16 protein-coding genes are annotated in these 18,025 nt (G+C 61.4%); 4 read left to right on the top strand and 12 right to left on the bottom strand.

Going from position 1 to position 18,025, the window contains the following annotated elements:
• Positions 1 to 90 precede the first annotated feature (90 nt).
• From ACK56M_RS03315 to ACK56M_RS03285, 7 genes are all read right to left on the bottom strand, one after another.
• Positions 91 to 1,509: an aldehyde dehydrogenase family protein gene (locus ACK56M_RS03315; RefSeq protein WP_023100383.1), complete on the bottom strand. Its 1,419-nt coding sequence runs from the start codon at positions 1,507 to 1,509 to the stop codon at positions 91 to 93.
• An 11-nt stretch (positions 1,510 to 1,520) separates the two neighbouring features.
• Positions 1,521 to 2,636: an NAD(P)-dependent alcohol dehydrogenase gene (locus ACK56M_RS03310; RefSeq protein WP_031633645.1), complete on the bottom strand. Its 1,116-nt coding sequence runs from the start codon at positions 2,634 to 2,636 to the stop codon at positions 1,521 to 1,523.
• A gap of 269 nt (positions 2,637 to 2,905) precedes the next feature.
• Positions 2,906 to 4,057 carry an acyl-CoA dehydrogenase family protein gene (locus tag ACK56M_RS03305; protein WP_023100381.1) on the bottom strand — a complete coding sequence of 384 codons (1,152 nt, stop codon included), beginning with the start codon at positions 4,055 to 4,057 and terminating at the stop codon, positions 2,906 to 2,908.
• Positions 4,057 to 5,166 carry an enoyl-CoA hydratase/isomerase family protein gene (locus tag ACK56M_RS03300; RefSeq protein WP_023100380.1) on the bottom strand — a complete coding sequence of 370 codons (1,110 nt, stop codon included), beginning with the start codon at positions 5,164 to 5,166 and terminating at the stop codon, positions 4,057 to 4,059. The genes ACK56M_RS03305 and ACK56M_RS03300 overlap by 1 nt, the downstream gene beginning before the upstream one ends.
• Positions 5,163 to 6,059, bottom strand: a complete 897-nt coding sequence (gene mmsB, locus ACK56M_RS03295) for a 3-hydroxyisobutyrate dehydrogenase (protein ID WP_023100379.1) — start codon at positions 6,057 to 6,059, stop codon at positions 5,163 to 5,165. The genes ACK56M_RS03300 and mmsB overlap by 4 nt, the downstream gene beginning before the upstream one ends.
• Before the next feature lie 33 nt (positions 6,060 to 6,092).
• Positions 6,093 to 6,866 (bottom strand): enoyl-CoA hydratase, encoded by a 774-nt coding sequence (locus tag ACK56M_RS03290; RefSeq protein WP_023100378.1) that lies wholly within the window; start codon positions 6,864 to 6,866, stop codon positions 6,093 to 6,095.
• A 48-nt stretch (positions 6,867 to 6,914) separates the two neighbouring features.
• A complete protein-coding gene (locus tag ACK56M_RS03285) occupies positions 6,915 to 8,417 on the bottom strand; it encodes a CoA-acylating methylmalonate-semialdehyde dehydrogenase (protein ID WP_023100377.1) in 1,503 nt (500 codons plus the stop codon).
• 152 nt (positions 8,418 to 8,569) lie between these two features.
• Between ACK56M_RS03285 and ACK56M_RS03280 the strand changes: the two genes are divergently transcribed.
• Positions 8,570 to 9,460, top strand: a complete 891-nt coding sequence (locus ACK56M_RS03280) for a LysR family transcriptional regulator (RefSeq protein ID WP_023100376.1) — start codon at positions 8,570 to 8,572, stop codon at positions 9,458 to 9,460.
• 1 nt (position 9,461) lies between these two features.
• Here ACK56M_RS03280 and ACK56M_RS03275 read toward each other — a convergent pair whose 3' ends face one another.
• Both ACK56M_RS03275 and ACK56M_RS03270 read right to left on the bottom strand, forming a co-directional pair.
• Positions 9,462 to 10,268, bottom strand: coding sequence for an enoyl-CoA hydratase/isomerase family protein (locus ACK56M_RS03275; protein ID WP_023100375.1), 807 nt, complete (start codon positions 10,266 to 10,268; stop codon positions 9,462 to 9,464).
• A gap of 468 nt (positions 10,269 to 10,736) precedes the next feature.
• Entirely contained in the window at positions 10,737 to 11,717 is a 981-nt protein-coding gene (locus ACK56M_RS03270) for an IS5-like element ISPpu18 family transposase (protein WP_058178368.1), read from the bottom strand.
• An 80-nt stretch (positions 11,718 to 11,797) separates the two neighbouring features.
• Here ACK56M_RS03270 and ACK56M_RS03265 point away from each other — a divergent pair, with 80 nt between their 5' ends.
• From ACK56M_RS03265 to ACK56M_RS03255, 3 genes are all read left to right on the top strand, one after another.
• Positions 11,798 to 13,120, top strand: coding sequence for an MFS transporter (locus ACK56M_RS03265; protein ID WP_023100374.1), 1,323 nt, complete (start codon positions 11,798 to 11,800; stop codon positions 13,118 to 13,120).
• A 72-nt stretch (positions 13,121 to 13,192) separates the two neighbouring features.
• Complete coding sequence (locus tag ACK56M_RS03260; RefSeq protein WP_023100373.1) at positions 13,193 to 14,470, top strand: OprD family outer membrane porin; 1,278 nt, start codon at positions 13,193 to 13,195, stop codon at positions 14,468 to 14,470.
• Positions 14,471 to 14,476: 6 nt separating this feature from the next.
• The gene (locus ACK56M_RS03255) at positions 14,477 to 15,250 is read left to right on the top strand and encodes a tyrosine-protein phosphatase (protein WP_134634631.1); all 774 of its coding nucleotides are present in this window, start codon (positions 14,477 to 14,479) and stop codon (positions 15,248 to 15,250) included.
• A gap of 148 nt (positions 15,251 to 15,398) precedes the next feature.
• On the opposite strand, the gene ACK56M_RS03250 is transcribed toward ACK56M_RS03255, so the two are convergent.
• The 3 genes from ACK56M_RS03250 to ACK56M_RS03240 are packed head-to-tail and all read right to left on the bottom strand — an operon-like array spanning position 15,399 to position 17,991.
• Positions 15,399 to 16,514, bottom strand: coding sequence for a hypothetical protein (locus ACK56M_RS03250; protein ID WP_134634632.1), 1,116 nt, complete (start codon positions 16,512 to 16,514; stop codon positions 15,399 to 15,401).
• Between the two features lie 2 nt (positions 16,515 to 16,516).
• Positions 16,517 to 16,993: a hypothetical protein gene (locus tag ACK56M_RS03245; RefSeq protein WP_134634633.1), complete on the bottom strand. Its 477-nt coding sequence runs from the start codon at positions 16,991 to 16,993 to the stop codon at positions 16,517 to 16,519.
• The gene (locus tag ACK56M_RS03240; protein ID WP_166797813.1) at positions 16,990 to 17,991 is read right to left on the bottom strand and encodes a phosphotransferase family protein; all 1,002 of its coding nucleotides are present in this window, start codon (positions 17,989 to 17,991) and stop codon (positions 16,990 to 16,992) included. The genes ACK56M_RS03245 and ACK56M_RS03240 overlap by 4 nt, the downstream gene beginning before the upstream one ends.
• Positions 17,992 to 18,025 lie beyond the last annotated feature (34 nt).

Below are 18,025 nucleotides of genomic sequence, written 5' to 3'. Positions count from 1 at the left end.
TGACCTCATCGTCGGCATAACCCTGAGGCAGGATTACCGTACGCGCGATATGTTCCGGGATGCTGGCTCTAGCGTCCATGTTTGCCTCTCTTATTGTTGTTGGATGATCACGGTCTTTTGCGTGGTGAATTCCAGAAGCCCTTCCAGCCCGCTCTCAGCGCCATAGCCCGACGCCTTCATGCCGCCGAAGGGCGTAGACGGCGTGATCGCCAGCCAGTCGTTGACCCAAACGCTGCCGCTGTCGATGGCTGCTGCAACCCGTGCGCCGACCTCCCTGTCACGACTCCAGACGCTGCCAGCCAGCCCGTACGGGCTGGCGTTGACCCGTTCGATGACCTCATCGATACCACTGAACTTCAGCAGCGGCAGCAACGGCCCGAAAGCCTCCTCGACAACCTCTGGGGCGCTCTCGTCCGGCAGGTCGACAAAGGTGATCGGTAGGAAATAGCCATCGCCTCCACGCATTTGCCCGCACTCGATCAAACGCCCGCCACGCTGACGCACAGCGTCGATCAGCGACATGACCTTGGCGAACTGCTTGGCGTTTTGCAGCGGTCCCATGGTCACCCCTGGCTGGGAGCCATCACCGATCACCACGTTCTGCGCGTAGGCAACCAGCTTGTCGCGAAACGCCTCGTAGATGCTTTCGTGGATATACAAGCGTTTGGTGGCCATGCAGATCTGTCCGGCGTTGGTGAAGGCAGACCAAAACACCCTCTCAACCACCGCATCGCTAAGACTGTCGGCCATCACTACGGCAGCATCGTTGCCACCCAGTTCAAGGGTCAGGCGCTTGAGGTCGGCTGCTGCTGAACGAGCCACATGGCGCCCTGTAACACTCGAACCAGTGAAGCTGATCTTGGCCACATCGGCATGCCCGGTGAGCCAGGGGCCCAGGTCATCGTTACCTGCCAATACATTGATTACTCCGGCCGGCAGCGCATCACGTATCAGTTCACCAATGCGCAACGTAGTCAGCGGCGTGGTCGGCGCTGGCTTGAGAATCAGCGTGTTACCGGCAGCCAACGCAGCGGTCAGTTTGACGAAGGCAATCGAGATCGGATAGTTCCAAGGCACGATCGCCACCACAACTCCGAGGGGCTCGCGCACGGTTTTGGATAGCCGCGTGGCACTTTGCTCGTGCACCACCTCTGGCAACGGCAGGCTGCCCGCGCATTGGCAGAACGCAATTGCGCCCGCCAGCTCGCCTCGCGCCTCGGCTAGCGGTTTGCCCTGCTCGCGAGTCAGCAGTTGGGCCAGTTCGTCCATATTGGCTTCGAGAATTCCGGCTAGGGCCTGAAGCTGCTCGCAGCGTTTGCCATAAGGCACTTGACGCCAGACAGCGAAAGCGTCACCAGCAGCAGCCACTGCCTGCTCGACGTTCTCTTCGCTCGCCACGGGACATTGCCCGATGGGCTGGCGGGTCGCCGGATTGAGCACCGGCAAATAATCGGAGGTAGCGACACCGTGCCCGTCGATTGTCAGCGAGAACATGGATGGAATTTTCATGATTGGAAGCCTCAGGGGATCAGGACGGCCTTGATGCAGACGCCAGACTCGACATCGGCGATGGCCTGATTGATCGATGCCAGCGGATAGGTATGGATCATCTTGGTAAACGGAAAACATCCGGCCTTGAACTGCGCGTACAACTCGTTGATGAAAACTCGCGGCAGGCTGTCGCCTTCAATTACTCCCACCAGCTTCAACCCTTTCTGGATCAGCGCCAGGGGGCTGACAGCAGCGGTTGCATCGAGTTTGGGGGGCACACCGACCACCGCCAACTGACCGCGCATGGCCATGGAGTCGATTGCCTGCTCCATGACGGAAACCATACCGGTGCACTCCAGCGCATAATCGCAGCCCTGCCCTTCGGTGATCTGCTGTACGCGCTCGATCAGGTTCTCGTTCAACGGGTCAATTACGTCGGTAGCGCCCAAGGCCAGCGCCTGCTCACGCTTGGCAACCGAAGGCTCGGAAACGAGGATGCGTGAGCAACCGCGCAACTTGGCGGCCATCACAGCACTCAGGCCGACGGCGCCGCCGCCGAGCACCAGAAAACTGCTGCCAGCACGCACGTCGAGGGAGATCATCACAGCACCGGCACCAGTCTGCACGCCACACCCAAGCGGTCCGAGCAGTTCGATGGGGGCGTCATCGGCTAATTCGTCAATCTTCACCAGATTGTGTTCACGGGCCATCGCCATGCTGGCGAACGATGACTGGCCGAAGAAGAAACCCGAGATAACTTCATCACCCTGGCTAAGCAGGACCGGACCATCAGCACGTTGAGCCGAGTAGTTCTGCGCACCGAAATCCAGGCAATAGGAAGGCAGTTCGTGCTCACAACTGGCGCAGTGGCCGCAGGATGCAAAGGTCATCACCACAGCATCACCGGGCCGCAAGTACTTTACACCGGGCCCAATCGCTTCGACGATGCCGCTGCCTTCATGGCCGAGAACGGCAGGCAAGGGAAATGGTAACACACCATCCTTAATTGCCAGATCCGTATGGCAGACGCCAACTCCTTTGACACGAACAAGCACTTCATCATTTCGCGGCGTGGTATCCATGGATAAGCTCTCAATCGAGAATTTATCAGTCCCGCGTCGCGCGACAGCAGCGGTCACTTCCATTTCGGCTAGTCTCTTTGTTGTTGTTGGAAAGACAGAACCATTTAGTACTGATAGATACTAATTTAAAATAAAAATACGTCAAGCATGGTTTGGCGCATTTTTATCCGCGATATGTATACCCCCAAGAAGGATCACGCCCGGCTATCGCCGTGCGGGAAACCGACGCAGAAATGCCAGCCAAAAAAGAAGGCGTATCATGTTGCTCTAATACGCGAAATGAAACGGCCATATCGGCGCCAATCGGAAGATAGCCACGGGCGATGTGACATCTACAAAGCGTAGTCTCGCAGCTCCCGCGCGATCAGCAGCCGCTGGATCTCGCTGGTGCCCTCATAAATCTGCGTGATACGCGCGTCGCGGTAGTACTTCTCGACCGGATAATCCTCCAGATAGCCGTAACCACCGTGGATCTGCATCGCCTTGGAGCAGACACGCTCGGCCATTTCCGAGGCGAACAGCTTGGCTTGCGAGGCCTCCGACAGGCACGGATGGCCCGCGCTTTTCAACCTCGCTGCATGCAGGATCAGCAAGCGCGCGGCGTTGAGTCCGGTGTGCATGTCGGCAAGCATGTTGGCGATGCTCTGGTGCTCGGCGATGGCCTGGCCGAACTGCTTGCGCTCCCTGGCATAGGCCAGCGCCGCTTCGAAAGCGGCACGAGCGATGCCCAACGCCTGGGCGGCGATGCCGATGCGTCCGCCTTCGAGGTTGGACAAGGCGATGGCCAGCCCTTTGCCACGCGGCCCGAGAAGATTGGCTTCATGCACGCGACAATCGCTGAGCGTCACCGCACAGGTGTCCGAGGCGCGGATGCCCATCTTGTGCTCAGTGCGGTCGACGATGAAGCCGCTCGTGTCCGTTGGTACGAGAAACGCCGACAACCCCTTCTTGCCCAACTCCGGGTCGGTCACGGCAAAGACGATAGCCAGCTTGGCGCGCCGGCCATTGCTGACGAACTGCTTGGCGCCATTGAGAACCCACTGACCATCGCGCAGCTCGGCACGCGTACGCAGGTTGTGTGCTTCCGAGCCGGCGTGGGGTTCGGTCAGGCAGAAACAACCGATCACTTCTCCCGTGGCCAGCGCAGTCAGCCAGGTGCGTTGCTGTTCTTCGCTGCCGTAACGCAGCAGCGGCCCGCAACCGACCGAGTTGTGAATGCTCATCAACGCACCGGCAGCGCCATCGCCAACGGAGATTTCCTCCACGGCCAGGGCATAGGCGACGTAGTCGATGTAGCTGCCGCCCCACTCCTCCGGCACCACCATGCCAAGCAGGCCCAGCTCGCCCATCTTGGTCACCAGGGCATCGTCGATCCAGCCGGCTTTCTCCCAGGCCTGGGCGTGTGGCGCAATTTCGTTGCGGGCGAAATCGCGGGCCATGTCGCGGATCATGCGCTGCTCGTCAGTCAGTTCGATGTCGTGCATCAGCGGTTCTCCTCTGCGGTCACGGGCGCTTTGCGCTTCTTGTCTGCGAGCGCCGGCCAACCCGCGAAGAAGTCGCTGACCTGCTCCGGCTTCACCTCCTGAATCGTAGCCGGGGACCAGTGCGGCTGCTTGTCCTTGTCGATGATCAGGGCACGCACGCCCTCCATGATGTCGCCCTTGGCGAACCACTGGCGGCCCAGGTGCGCCTCCAGCGCGAAGCAGTCAGCCAGGCTGGCGTCACGACCACGACGAATCAGCTCCAGGGTCACGGCCATCGCCAGTGGTGAACGGCTGTCCATCAGCTTGACGGTTTCGTCTGCCCAATCCTGGAACTGAACACGTGCTTCGCCCAGCAGCGATTCACGTATGGCGGCGATATCAGGCTTGGAGAAATGCTCGTCTATGGCCGGTTGCAGAGCACGCAGTTCAGCGCCGGTAATCCGGTTGCTGGCCAGGGTGCCAAGCAAGGTACGCAGCGACTCGTGGGCGGGGGTGGTCCAGTTGAGATTGTCCAGGCAGCGGTCGAACTCCTCGAACTGCTCGCTCGGCAAGCACCAGTCGGCCAGGCGTGCATGCAAGGCATCGGCCGCGCGAAGCTGGATGCCGGTCACACCGAGGTAGGTACCCAGCTCGCCCTGCAGATGGGAAAGGAAATAGCTGCCACCGACATCCGGATAGAAGCCTATCCCCACCTCGGGCATGGCCATCCTCACCCGCTCGGAAATCACCCGCAGCGCCGCCCCCTGGGCCAGCCCCATGCCACCACCGAGCACCAGGCCATCCATCAATGCCAGGATCGGCTTGCGATAGGCATGAATGTACTGGTCGAGTTGGTATTCCTCATCGAAGAAGCGCTGATGCAGGTCGTCGCCTGCCGCATGGCTCTCGTACAGCGAGCGGATATCGCCGCCTGCACAGAAGGCTTTTTCTCCGCTGCCGCGCAACACGACTGCAAGCACCTCGGAGTCCTGCGCCCACGCTTGCAGGTGAAAGGACAGCGCACGAATCATCGGCAAGGTCAGGGCATTCAGGCCTTGCGGGCGGTTCAGGGTCAGGTGGCCGACACGGTTGCGGACCGTCGCGATGACCGCTTGATCATCGCCACTCATTGCTCGCTGTCCTTTCGATAGGCCTTGATGATCGACGAGAAATCCAGGCCGCCATGCCCCTGCGCGCTATGGCTCTGGTATAGCTGTTGGGCCAGCGCGCCCAGGACGACCGGCTGGCCGATCTGTTTCGCCGCCTCGCTGGCCAGCCCCAGGTCCTTGAGCATCAGATCAGTGGCGAAACCACCTGAATAGCCTCGCGATGCCGGTGCGCTCTCGATCACGCCGGGAAACGGGTTGTAGGTATCCGAACTCCAGCAGCGGCCGCTGGAGGTATTGATCACGCTGGCCAGTACCTTGGCGTCCATGCCCAGCGACACGCCCAGGGCCATGGCTTCAGCGGCGCCGATCATGGAGATGCCCAGCAGCATGTTGTTGGCGACCTTGGCCACCTGGCCGTTGCCGCAGGCGCCGCAGTAGACGATGTTCTTGCCCATCGCTTCGAGCACGGGCCTGGCCGTGTCGAAGTCGGCCTGTTCGCCACCGACCATGAAGGTGAGGGTGCCGGCTGCCGCGCCTCCGGTGCCACCGGAAACCGGCGCGTCGAGCATCGGGTTACCGTGGGCGACCGCTGCCGCTGCAACCTCGCGGGCACTTATCGGATCGATGGTCGAACTGTCGACCAACAGTACGCCAGCACGGACATTCGCCAGCAAGCCGTCCTCTGCCAGGTAGACCTGCTTCACATGTCGGGCAGCGGGCAGCATGGTGATGATCAACTGCACGTCGCTTTTCGCTATATCCGCTGGCGAGCCGAGCGCACGGGCGCCCGCTTCGGTGGCGTGGGCGACTGCGCTGGCCGAAAGGTCATAGACGCTGAGCGCGTGGCCCGCCTTGAGCAGGTTCAGGGCCATTGGCCCACCCATGTTGCCCAGTCCGATAAAACCAATGTTCATGGCAGCGTTCCTCTTGTAATTGTTTACGGCGTTTCAGCGATGGCTGAAGTTTGCCGGACGCTTTTCGACGAAGGCGCTCATGCCTTCTTTCTGGTCCGCAGTGGCGAAGATCGAGTGGAATATCCGCCGCTCGAAACGAACGCCCTCGCTGAGGCTGGTCTCGAACACCCGGTTGATCGCCTCCTTGATCATCAGCGTGCTGGTCAGGGACTTGGCGGCAATCGCCTCAGCGGCCTTGAGGGTTTCGTCCAGCAACCGCTCGACCGGCAGTACCCGCGCAACCAGCCCGGCACGCTCCGCTTCGGCGGCATCCATCTGCCGCCCGGTCAGGCACATCTCCATGGCCTTGGCCTTGCCAAGCGCCCGAGTCAGGCGCTGGGTGCCACCGATACCGGGCAGCACGCCAAGGTTGATTTCCGGCTGGGCGAAGCGCGCGGTCTCCGAGGCGTAGATGAAGTCGCACATCAGCGCCAGCTCGCAGCCGCCGCCCAGGGCGTAGCCGGAAACCGCCGCGACCAGTGGCTTACGCCGGGTGGCGATACGGTCGGCGTCGGCGAAAAAATCGTCGAGGTAGATCTGCGGAAAGGTCAGCCCGGCCATTTCCTTGATATCGGCACCGGCGGCGAAGGCCTTGTCCGAACCGGTGATGACGATGCAGCCTACCTGTTCATCACGCTCGAAATGATCGAGCGCTGCGTTCAGGTCGCTGATCAGTTGGGCGTTGAGCGCGTTCAGCGCCTTGGGGCGGTTGAGGGTGATGAGGGCCACGCGGCCGCGTGTCTCCACCAGCAGGGTTTCAAATTCCATCGCACAGTCTCCATGGCAAGGCCGCGAACGCATCGCGGCCCGGATCGGTCACTTGAGGGTGATGGTGGTATTCACCGTGCCACCGACTTCATCCTCGTCGAACCAGCGTTGGGTGATGGTCTTGGTCTGGGTATAGAACAACACCACCTGTTTGCCATAGGGGCCGAGGTCGCCGAGCTTGGAGGCACGTGAGCCGGAGAAGGAAAAGATCGGCACCGGCACCGGGATCGGCACGTTGATACCGACCTGGCCGACGTCGATCTCTTCCTGGAAATGCCGGGCCGCCGCGCCGGAGCGGGTGAACAGCGCCGTGCCATTACCATTCGGATTCGCGTTGATCAGGGCGATGGCGTCATCGAGGCTGTCGGCGTTGATCACGCACAGCACGGGCCCGAAGATTTCCTCACGGTAGATGGTCATCTCAGTGCGCACGTCGGAGAAGATCGTCGGCCCGACGAAATTGCCCTTCTCGTAGCCCGGCACTGACGGGTTACGCCCGTCGAGCAGCAACGTAGCGCCCTCCTCCTGGCCCATGGCGATCAGGCCGCTGATACGGTCCAGCGCCGCGCAGGAAACCACCGGGCCAATATCGGTCGCCGCTTCGACGCCGGCATTGATCTTCAGGCTCTTGGCCTTCTCGACCAGCTCGGGCAGCCAGGCCTGCGCCTCGCCGACCAGAATCACCACAGGCAATGCCATGCAACGTTGACCGGCGGCGCCGAAAGAGGCGCCGAGCAGGTTGTTGAGGGTCTGCTGTTTGTTGGCATCGGGCAGCACGATGGCGTGGTTCTTCGCGCCCATCATGCATTGCGCGCGTTTGCCATTCTGTGTAGCGCGGTTGTAGACGTGGGTGCCGACCTTGGTCGAACCGACGAAGGAGACCGCCTTGATATCCGGGTGATCGCAAATCAGGTTAACCGCATCGACGCCGCCATGGATCACGTTGAGCACGCCCGGCGGTACACCGGCTTCGAGGGCCAGTTCGGCCAGGCGCATGGTCACCATCGGATCTTGCTCCGAGGGTTTGAGGACGAAGGTGTTGCCGGTGGCGATGGCCATCGGAAACATCCACAGCGGAATCATCGCCGGGAAATTGAATGGGGTGATGCCGGCACACACGCCCAGCGGTTGCAGCAAGGTGTAGGTGTCCACGCCACCAGCAACATTGTTGGCCAGCTCGCCAAGCTGCAGATTGCCGATACCCGCCGCGTGCTCGACCACTTCCAGCCCACGGAATACGTCGCCTTCGGCATCGGGCAAGGTCTTGCCCTGCTCCGCCGTGAGGATCGCCGCCAGTTCCTTGATGTTCTCGCGGATCAGTTGCTGGTACTTGAGGAACACCCGTGCACGTACGCCGATGGGGGTCTTGCGCCAAGTAGCGAACGCGGCCTTGGCGGCAGCCACTGCGGCGTTCATTTCTTCGCGGGTTGCGAACGGCACGCGGGCCAGCACTTCTTGCGTGGCCGGGTTGACCACGTCACGCCATTCGCTGGTCTTGGACTCGACGAAAGCCCCGTTGATCAGCAGCTTTACGGTAGGAAAGGTTTGCATTGTTATTGTTCTCCAGCCTGAAAGACAGATACCTGAACCACCTGGAATAAGGCGACAAGCGTGCACTTATCCTAACAATGCATTTATCATGGCACACAACTAGTATTGTGCATTACTACATTGCATTTTTGCATGGCGGGAGGCGGATCGGGATGGACTGGGACAACCTGCGCTTTTTTCTGGAGCTGTCGCGCAGTCGCACACTGAGCGCTGCGGCACGCCGTCTGGAGGTCGACTACACCACGGTGTCCAGGCGAATCCAGACCCTCGAAAAGAACCTTGGCGCGCAATTGTTCAGCCGCCAGGCCAACGGCTATGCCCTGAGCGAAGCCGGCAGGAGCCTGCTACCCCGGGCCGAAGCGATGGAAAGCGCCTGTTCGGCGATAGAACGCGAGCGGGTGGAGCGCACGGAAAGCCTCTCCGGTAATGTGCGCATCGGCGCGACCGAGGGTTACGGCGCGCTGCTGGCGAGCCAGCTCGCGCAACTGACGCAGCACCATCCCAATCTCGCCATCGACCTGCTTGCGGTGCCGCGTACGGTGCACCTGTCACGCCGTGAAGCGGACATCGTGATCACCCTGGAACGCCCGGAGCGCGGGCCGTATATCATCACCAGGCTGACGGACTACGTGCTCAAGCTGTACGCCTCGCATGAGTATCTGAAGCAACAGGCTCCGATAAAGAACCGCGAAGACCTGCGCGAACACGGCTTCGTCAGCTACATCGACGACCTGCTGTACAGCAAGGAACTGCTCTATCTGGAAGAAATCGGCAAACCACGCCTGACCTTGCGCAGCACCAGCATCCTCGCCCAGCAACAAGCCGTCGCAGCGGGCGCCGGGATTGCCATCCTGCCGGCTTTCGCTGCCGACACCGACTCACGCCTGCAGCGCATCCTGGCCGATGAGATCGAGTTCAGGCGTACGTTCTGGATGCTGATGCCCATCGAGCTCAAGGACATCGCCCGCATGAAGACCACCTGGAATCACCTGCGCCAGATGGCCGAGGCCAGCCAGGACCTGCTCATGGGGCGACAGGGCTGATTCAGCTATCGCGGTAGCGTGGCTCGCGGCGTTCACGAAACGCCTGCACGGCCTCGCGATGATCATCGGTGTCCAGCAGGATCACCTGCTGTCGATCTTCCAGCGCCAATCCGGCGTCCAGGCTACCGGCGTCGATCACCGCGTTCAGCGTTTCCTTGGTCATGCGCAGGCCCATGGGCGACGCCTTGAGCATATCGGCCGCCAGCGCCAATCCGGTCTCCAGAAGCTGCTCCGGCTCGACGATCTCGCTGACCAGCCCCACTGCCCTGGCCCGTTCAGCCGTGATGAAGCGACCACTGAGCAGATACTCGGCAGCCACCGACATGCCCACCAGTCTCGACAACAGGTAGCCCGAGCCCATGTCGCAACCACCAAGTCCGACCTTCAGGTAAGCGGCATTCATCTTGGCGTGGCAGGTCACGTAGCGCACGTCACTGGCCAGCAGCAGGGAAAAACCTGCACCACAGGCAGCGCCCTGAGCCAGGGCGATGATCGGCTGCGGACAACTGCGCATCAACCGCACGATGCCGGAATACAGGCGCTGGATATCGTGCTGGCGCTGCGCCCGACCTGAGCCGGGCGGCACGAAGGCCGGCGAGTTGAGGTCGGCCCCCGCGGAGAACGCGCGCCCTTCGGAACGCAGGATGATCACCCGGGTCGAGCGTTTGCTCTGCATCGCACTGAAATAGTCGTGCAGAGTCTGGGCCATCTCCAGGTCGACGGCATTCAAGGCCTCGGCCCGATCCAGGGTCACGATGTCGATTGGACCTTCATGATCCACGCGGATCGGTGCAGTCATGGTGCTCATCTCGCAGTCCTTCTGATTGTTGTTGAACAGGCGGATCACGAATTTAGTATGGGACAGGACTTATGACCAGAGCCAATGCTCGCCCCGTTCGTCGCCTGCCTGCCCGCAACCGATCGCCGACAACCTGAGTCGAACCCGCAAGGTTGACGCCTTACACCGCCGAGCACACAGTCTCAACCAATGAAATACCATCGTTTTGAAATAATATTATTTGATACGGTATTGACCATTACTTGCCGTCAAAACTAGGATTTTGCTCCACGGCAGCAGCGGTACGGCAGTGGCTTCCGGACATTGAGAACATCCTGAAAATAATAATTAGGGAAGGTCTGAAGTAGCCCTGTATTTCCGGTCGACTTCAGCCCTCGCTGCTTTTGAAAGCGGGCCGTCGATCAAATTCGACCAGGTAACCCGCTCAGTTCTCCGTTTTTGGCCGCCGCGAGCACCTCGCAGCAGCCATTTTCCGCATTACAGGTGCACCTTTCCTGCGGTAGTCAGCAAATGTCGGCGCGCCATCCATAGGTTCGACAGCGCGAACAGCGTCACCAGCTGAGCGGTGTTCTTGGCCAGGCCACGGAAGCGCACCTTCACGTAACCGAACTGGCGCTTGATCACTCGAAACGGGTGCTCGACCTTCGCTCGCACTTGTGCCTTGGCCTTCTCGATCTTGCGCTTGGCTTTGTACAGGGCGCTGCGTTTATCGAGCTTCTTGTAGGTGCTGCGGCGTGCTGCGACCTGCCAGATCACTTCGCGGCCAGCATGTTCGGGGCGCTTTTCGACGCCGGTGTAGCCGGCATCGGCGCAGACGACGTTCTCGTCACCGTGCAGCAGTTTTTCGACCTGGGTGATATCCGCCACGTTGGCTGCCGTGCCTACCACGCTGTGTACCAGCCCCGACTCATCATCCACGCCGATGTGCGCCTTCATGCCAAAGTAATACTGGTTCCCTTTCTTGCTCTGGTGCATTTCCGGGTCGCGCTTGCCGTCCTGGTTCTTGGTCGAGCTGGGCGCGTGGATCAGTGTGGCATCGACGATAGTGCCCTGGCGCAGCGACAGGCCGCGATCCCCCAGGTAGCCATTGATTACGCCGAGGATGCCGGCTGCCAGCTCATGTTTCTCCAGCAAGCGACGGAACTTGAGGATGGTGGTTTCGTCGGGAATACGCTCGAGGCTCAGCCCGGCGAACTGACGCAGGATGGTCGTCTCGTAGAGCGCTTCTTCCATGGCCGGGTCGCTGTAGCCGAACCAGTTCTGCATCAGATGGATACGTAACATGGCCATCAGCGGATAGGCTGGACGACCACCTTCACCCTTTGGGTAGTGTGGCTCGATCAGGGCAATCAATCCCTTCCACGGCACCACCTGATCCATCTCGATCAGGAACAATTCCTTACGGGTCTGCTTGCGCTTGCCGGCGTACTCGGCGTCGGCGAAGGTCATCTGCTTCATGGAAAAACTCGGCTGGCGGGATCGGCGTATTTCACCAGATTCAGGAAGTCTTTTTCAGACCTTCCTTAGAGGATTGTGCGATGACTGATTCTGCTACAGACATGCGCTATGAGCGCGCCACGTTCCATGCCGGGAGGTGGTACGTCGTTGCCGTCCTGGCAATGCTTTATGCGGTGTCGATGATCGACCGCTTCGTCCTCTCGGTCGTTGCCCAACCCGTCACCGAAAGCCTGGGCCTGACCAACACGCAGATGGGGATGCTGCTGGGGGCGGGCTTCGCCATTCTCTATTCGCTGTCCGGCGTGCCCATCGCTCATCTGATCGACAAGGGCAACCGCAAGCGCATCGTTGCCTGCGGCGTATTGTTCTGGTCATTGATGACGGCCGCTTCGGCCTTCACCACCGAATTCACCAGCCTGATGATCTGCCGCGCCGGCGTGGCCATCGGCGAGGCGGTGCTGACCCCGGCGGCCATTTCGCTGATCGGCGACATGTTCAGCCGCAAGGACCGCGCCCTGCCCACCAGTTGCTACATGGCCACCAGCAACATCATGGCCACCGGCTCGTTCCTGCTCGGCGCTCTGGTGTACGACATATCCAGCAGCCAGCAGATGCTGCCGACCATGGATCCATGGCGCATGACTCTGCTGATCGTCAGCCTGCCCGGCATCATCCTCGCCGGCGTGGTCGCCCTGACCATTCGCGAGCCGGCCCGGGTCAACGACAACGAAGATGCTCCACAAAGTGACAGCGCCGCCGCCGTACTGCGTTTTCTCAAAAACAACGCACGCACCTTCCTGCCGTTCTTCATCGGCACCGGCCTGATCTCCTCGCTGACCCTCGGCATCATGTCCTGGGCGCCCACGCTGCTGGTGCGCATCCACGGCCTGCAAGCCTCGGAAGCCAGCTATATCTTCGGCGCGTTCGGCATGCCCGCCTCGCTGCTCGGCACCTTCACCCTGCCCTGGCTGGCGACCCGCCTGCAGGAACGTGGGCGTCACGATGCGGTAATGCTGGTGCTGATGCTCTGCGTGCTGCTGCCGATCCCGGCCATCGTCCACGGCATGCTCTCGCCACACTATTGGGCGATGGTGCTCGGGCTGGTGATGACCATGATGTTCCTGCCCAGCGTCACTGTGATGACTTGCCTCGGCCTGCAACTGATCAGCCCGTCACGCATGCGGGCACGCAACGTGGCACTCAACCTGCTGGTGATCAACCTGTTCGGCTACACCGTCGGCCCCTTCGTCAGCGGCTTCCTCGCCGACAGGGTATTCAGCGGCCCCACGGCCATCGCCTCGGCGCTGGCCGTGATGGCAGCGGCAATCGGGCCGCTGACCCTGCTCTGCTACTTCCTGGCCCGCAAAGGCTTCCGCAACATGGTGCGCAGCAGCGCCACCTGAACGCCCCCGTGCCTGCACGACAGGCACGGGGACGCCCGATGATTCCGTCAACAACAATAAAAAAGTGAACTCATGAACACACCACGACTGATCGCGTGTGCGCTGCTCGCCGAGAGCGTCGCCCTACCCATCGCCCACGCCGACAATTTTCTCGATCGCGGCACGGCTTACATCGACTTCCAGAACTATTACTTCGACCGCCAGTTCAAGGACAACGCCCCGCCACCACTGAAGAGCCGCTACCGGGAATGGGCCCAGGCGATCAATTTCACCTACAAGTCGGACTTCACCGAAGGCCCGGTCGGCTTTGGTTTCGATGTGCGCACCCTGACCGGTATCAAGCTCGACTCCACGCCTCGCCAGTCCGGCTCGGGCCTGCTGCCGCTCGACTCCGACGGCCGCGCGGAGGACGAATACTCGACCCTCGGCCTGATCGCGAAAATGCGTGCCGCCAAGACCGAGATCAACGCTGGCCAGCTGATCCTCAACCTGCCGTTGCAGTTGTCCAGCCCGGCCCGCTTGCTGCCGCAGACCTTCAACGGCGTGTACCTGCACTCCAAGGATATCGAGGGCCTGGACTTCCACCTCGGCTACCTGGACCGGATCAAGTACCGGGACTCGTCGAACAACGAGAAGATCACCGTCTCCACGCCCAACGGCCGCTTCCGCCCAGCCGAGTCCTCGGGGATGGAATTCATCGGCGCCGACTACAAGGTCACCCCGGAACTCACCGCCAGCCTGCACCACGCCGTGCTCAAGGACATCTACAAGCAGCAATACCTGGGCTTCGTGCATGTCGCGCCAGTAGGCGGCGGTTCGCTGAAAAGCGACGTGCGCCTACAGTTTTCCCAGGAGGATGGCGAGGCACGAGGCGGCCCGGTGGACAATCAGAACCTAGGCGTGATCTTCCGCTACAGCTACAAGGGCCATCGCATCAGCGCTGGCTACATGCAACTGTTCGGCGACACCGCGCAGCCGTACATGGGCCGCAGCGAGCCATCGCCCGTGGTGGAAGGAGCGATGGCGACAGAGTTCATCAACGCCAAGGAACGCACCTGGCAGATTCGCGAAGACTACGACTTCTCTGGCGTCGGCGTGCCAGGTCTGTCGGCCACCTTGTGGCATATGCGCGGCAACGGTGCGGAACTACCGGAAAGCATGGGCGGCAAGAATCGCAGCGAACGGGAAACCCAGGCGGCGATCACCTATGTCATCCAGTCCGGCCCGCTCAAGGACGTCAGCGTGCGCCTGCGTCATGCCTGGTACCGCAACAACTTCGAGCCGACCGCGACGTTCCGCGACAACAACGAGTTCCGCATCAATGTCTACTACACCTGGAAGCTCTGGTAGACAGCGATGACCCGTGATGCCCATGCCAGACCCGGCCCGCGCCGGGTCGCCCTGCAAGGTGCGGTCAACTGCCGCGACTTGGGCGGTTATCCCGCTCATGAAGGTCGACGGATTCGCCACGGCCTGTTGTTCCGCTCCGACTCCCTGGCCCAGCTCACAGCCGAAGACCTGCTGACCTTCGCCGCGCTGAACCTGCGAGGCATCTACGACCTGCGCCACGAGCATGAGCGTCTCGCCCTGCCCAACCGCTTGGGTGATGGACCGCTACCGATCACTCGCGTGCTCGGCTTCATTCCACACGGCGCCAGCGACGTGATTCGTGGCGTGCGTGATCGACAGCTGACAGTGGCTGGCGCGCAGGCGATCTTTCTGGAAATGTACCGGCGCTTGCCGCTGGAGCATGCCGAGCGCTATGGCCAACTGATTCGTCATCTGCTCGAACCCGATGCCCTGCCCGCGCTGATTCACTGCACCAGCGGCAAGGATCGAACTGGTTTCGCGGCAGCAGTGATTCTTCTGATGCTGGGCGTGGACAGGGGGCTGATCGTCGAGGACTACCTGGTCACCAACCGCTACCGTCGCGACCTGCGCACCTTCGTCGGTGACAACGTCGATGCCGAAGTGCTGCAGGTGCTGACCGGCGCCGAGGCTGCTTATCTGCACAGTTCCTTTGCCAGTATCGACTCGCACTGGGGCGGCACTGAGCGGTTCTTGCGTGAGGGGCTGCGTATCGATGCGCAGCAACAGGCGCACTTGCGTGCATTGCTGCTAGAGAACTAAGAACCTGTTTTCGACTGTTTCGAACCTGCTCAGAGGGTGCAGCGGACCTCGACGTAGGATGGGTCGAGGAGCTTGCGACGATACCCATCACTAGCGTCATACGGGGAGTGATGGGTATCGCTTCGCTCAACACCATCCTACGTCTTGTTCAGATCGCAGGATGCTCCTGCACTTCCGGATAGCGTGCGTACCCTTTGCCCACGCCGTACTCCATGATGCCGTAACCCACTTCGTCACCGTCACGCACTTCGATCACGTGATCACTGAGTGTCCGCAGGCGCTTGCGCGTTTCAGGGCAGGTCAGGTCCCAGCTTTCGTGCTCCATGTACAGCGCGCCTTTGTCATCGCCCTGGAACCAACCATCGAGGCCGCCATAAAGGCCGCCCTTGAGGAAATAGCGCGCCGGCAACACACGAATCTTCAAGGTCTTTTCCACGCCATTGGCCAGGCGGATGTCCAGCTCGGCCGACTGCACCGTCTGTCCATGGGGGTCGTCGGCCCACTGGATGCGGTGGTCGCTGACATCCACCAGGCGTCGGCGCAGGTCAGGCTTGTTGCCCGGTAGTAGCACTTCTTCGCCGGAGATATAGATGAAGTCGCCCGGTGCCCGCTCCTTGAAGAACACATGCAAACCGCGCTCGGCGAACTGCACGGTGGCCCAGGCGAACAGGAACGGCGGATAGAAGGTCACCGGCGGATGGGTTTCGTCGCTACGCATTTCCGAGCGAATACCCCAGGAATGATCGCGCTGGCCGAGCCAGTCCTCGCTGTCGATGGCATGGCGCACACCCTCCACCTCGAACCAGCCCTGGTAGCGCCCTAGTTGCTGGCAGCGCGCCATGTCTTCGGTGACCCGTCCCTGGCGTCGGCGAAAATGCGGGTGTTCTTCGTGGGCATTCATGCTGGCGATGAATTCGATATCGAAGGCCAGTCCGGAGTCGTTCGGCTCCAACTGCAGGCGATGACGGCGCAGGCCTTGCAGAATCTCGATCTTCAACGGCCCAACCGCGGTCTCCAGCGGATTGGGCCGCAACCGCCGCGAAGCGCGGAAGTTGTACTGGCGCGTGCCGACGGTGATGCCGGCGAACACATCCATGACATTGCGGTTGGGGTGATAGCCCAGGCCGATGTCGAAGATCATCTCGCCATTGCGTGGATGGCCGGTGTACCACAGGCGCTCCATCCAGGCCGGATCGCTGGACTGCACGTGGTCGAAAGTGGTGGTGGTCTGGTGGCCGATGAAGTCGTCTTGAGGGCTGAGCATGATCACTCCTTTCCGCTGGAAATTTCGGCGAACATCGGTTTGGCGCTGGTCTTGATTTCCCAGGCCACCTGTTTGCCCATGTAAACACGCAATGCCGCTTCGATGGCAGCATGGCGCTCGGGAGGCAGGTCGTCGCGGCGTGCTTCGAGCCAATCGAGCAACTCGCAGACACGCCGGTCGCCGGCCTCCAGTACGCGTTGCAAGTGCGCTACGGAATCACCGCTCTGCGGTAACTCGGGCAATGCCGGCGCATCGAGGCCGGTCAGCAGCGGCGCAAGCTCATCGTTCAGCGCCTGGAGCATGTCCAGTTGCGGGCGCACGTAATCCGCCGACCAACTGCCGCGCAATGCGATGCTGTTGAGCATGTAGATCACGCCATAGGCCTGGCCACGGGCGTATTCGCCCTCGGTGTGCGGGATGACCTCGTTGCGCAGGGTATTCACCATGCCCTCGATCAGGCGTTGGAAAGAATTGTTCATGGCAGGATCTTCTCGATTTGGCGAAGGACGGGCATGACCTGGGTGCCCATGGCCGGCATGCGCATGTCGTCGAAACGACCGTCTTCGAAGCAGCGCACGCCAGCCATGTGCGTGAGCGCCAGCTTGACCAGCGCCAGCACGCGGTAGAAGTGCAACGATGCCGGATCGACGCTGAAGCCTACCTCGGCTTCGTAACGGGCGATGAAGTCTTCCTGAGCGACCAACCCGCACACGCGACCGGAGCCCATGGCGAACTGCGGCAGGAAAGCCCAGCCGAGATCCTCATGCGGATCGCCCAGGTGTACCAGTTCCCAGTCGAGAATCGCCGTGATGCGGCCGTCCTGTTCGAGGAAGTTGCCCAGCCGATAGTCGCCGTGCACCAGGCTCACACGCGGAGCCACCGGCGCATTGCGGCGCAGCCAGAGCATGGCGTGGTGCAGCATCGGGTAGGCGCGCAGTGCCCAGCGCTGGCGGGCGCTCTCCCAATAGTCGAGCTGCACGTGTGCAGCGTTGGCTTCAGTCACCTGCACCTGGTCGAAACCTTCACGGCCACGCCAGTCGATGCGATGGATACCAGCCAGGGCAGAAACGAACTGCAGGCCGATGTCGGTACGCCAGGACGCCGCGAACGCATCGGCACCGCCCCAAGGTACAGGGGCTGAGCCTTCGACCTTTTCCGTGATGCAGAACGGCGCGCCAAGAATCGACGCATCGTCGCTCCACCAGAACGCCCGTGGCGCAGGTACGCCCTGCCCCTCCAGGGCCTTCAGCGCGCTGTACTCGGGCAATGCGCTGTAGGGTGCGAACAGGCCATCGGCCGGGCCAAGACGCAGGATCAATCCGCGCGCCTGGCTCTCACCGGCTGGCGTGGCGCTGAAGCCATAAGTGATCCATGAAAAACCCACGGCGAAGCGGGTGAATGAACCGAGCGTCCAGGCATGGCCGGTCTGCTCGGCAAGGTACGCGATCAAGCGTGGCTTCAATGATGACTCGTCCACGACGCCTCCTACTTTTGTGATTGTTCTGGGCGAT

This window comes from Pseudomonas sp. s4, from assembly GCF_046764235.1.
Lineage (GTDB): Bacteria > Pseudomonadota > Gammaproteobacteria > Pseudomonadales > Pseudomonadaceae > Aquipseudomonas > Aquipseudomonas asiatica.
Note: the sequence above shows the minus strand (reverse complement) of the source record. Positions and strands in the feature narration are given on the sequence as shown.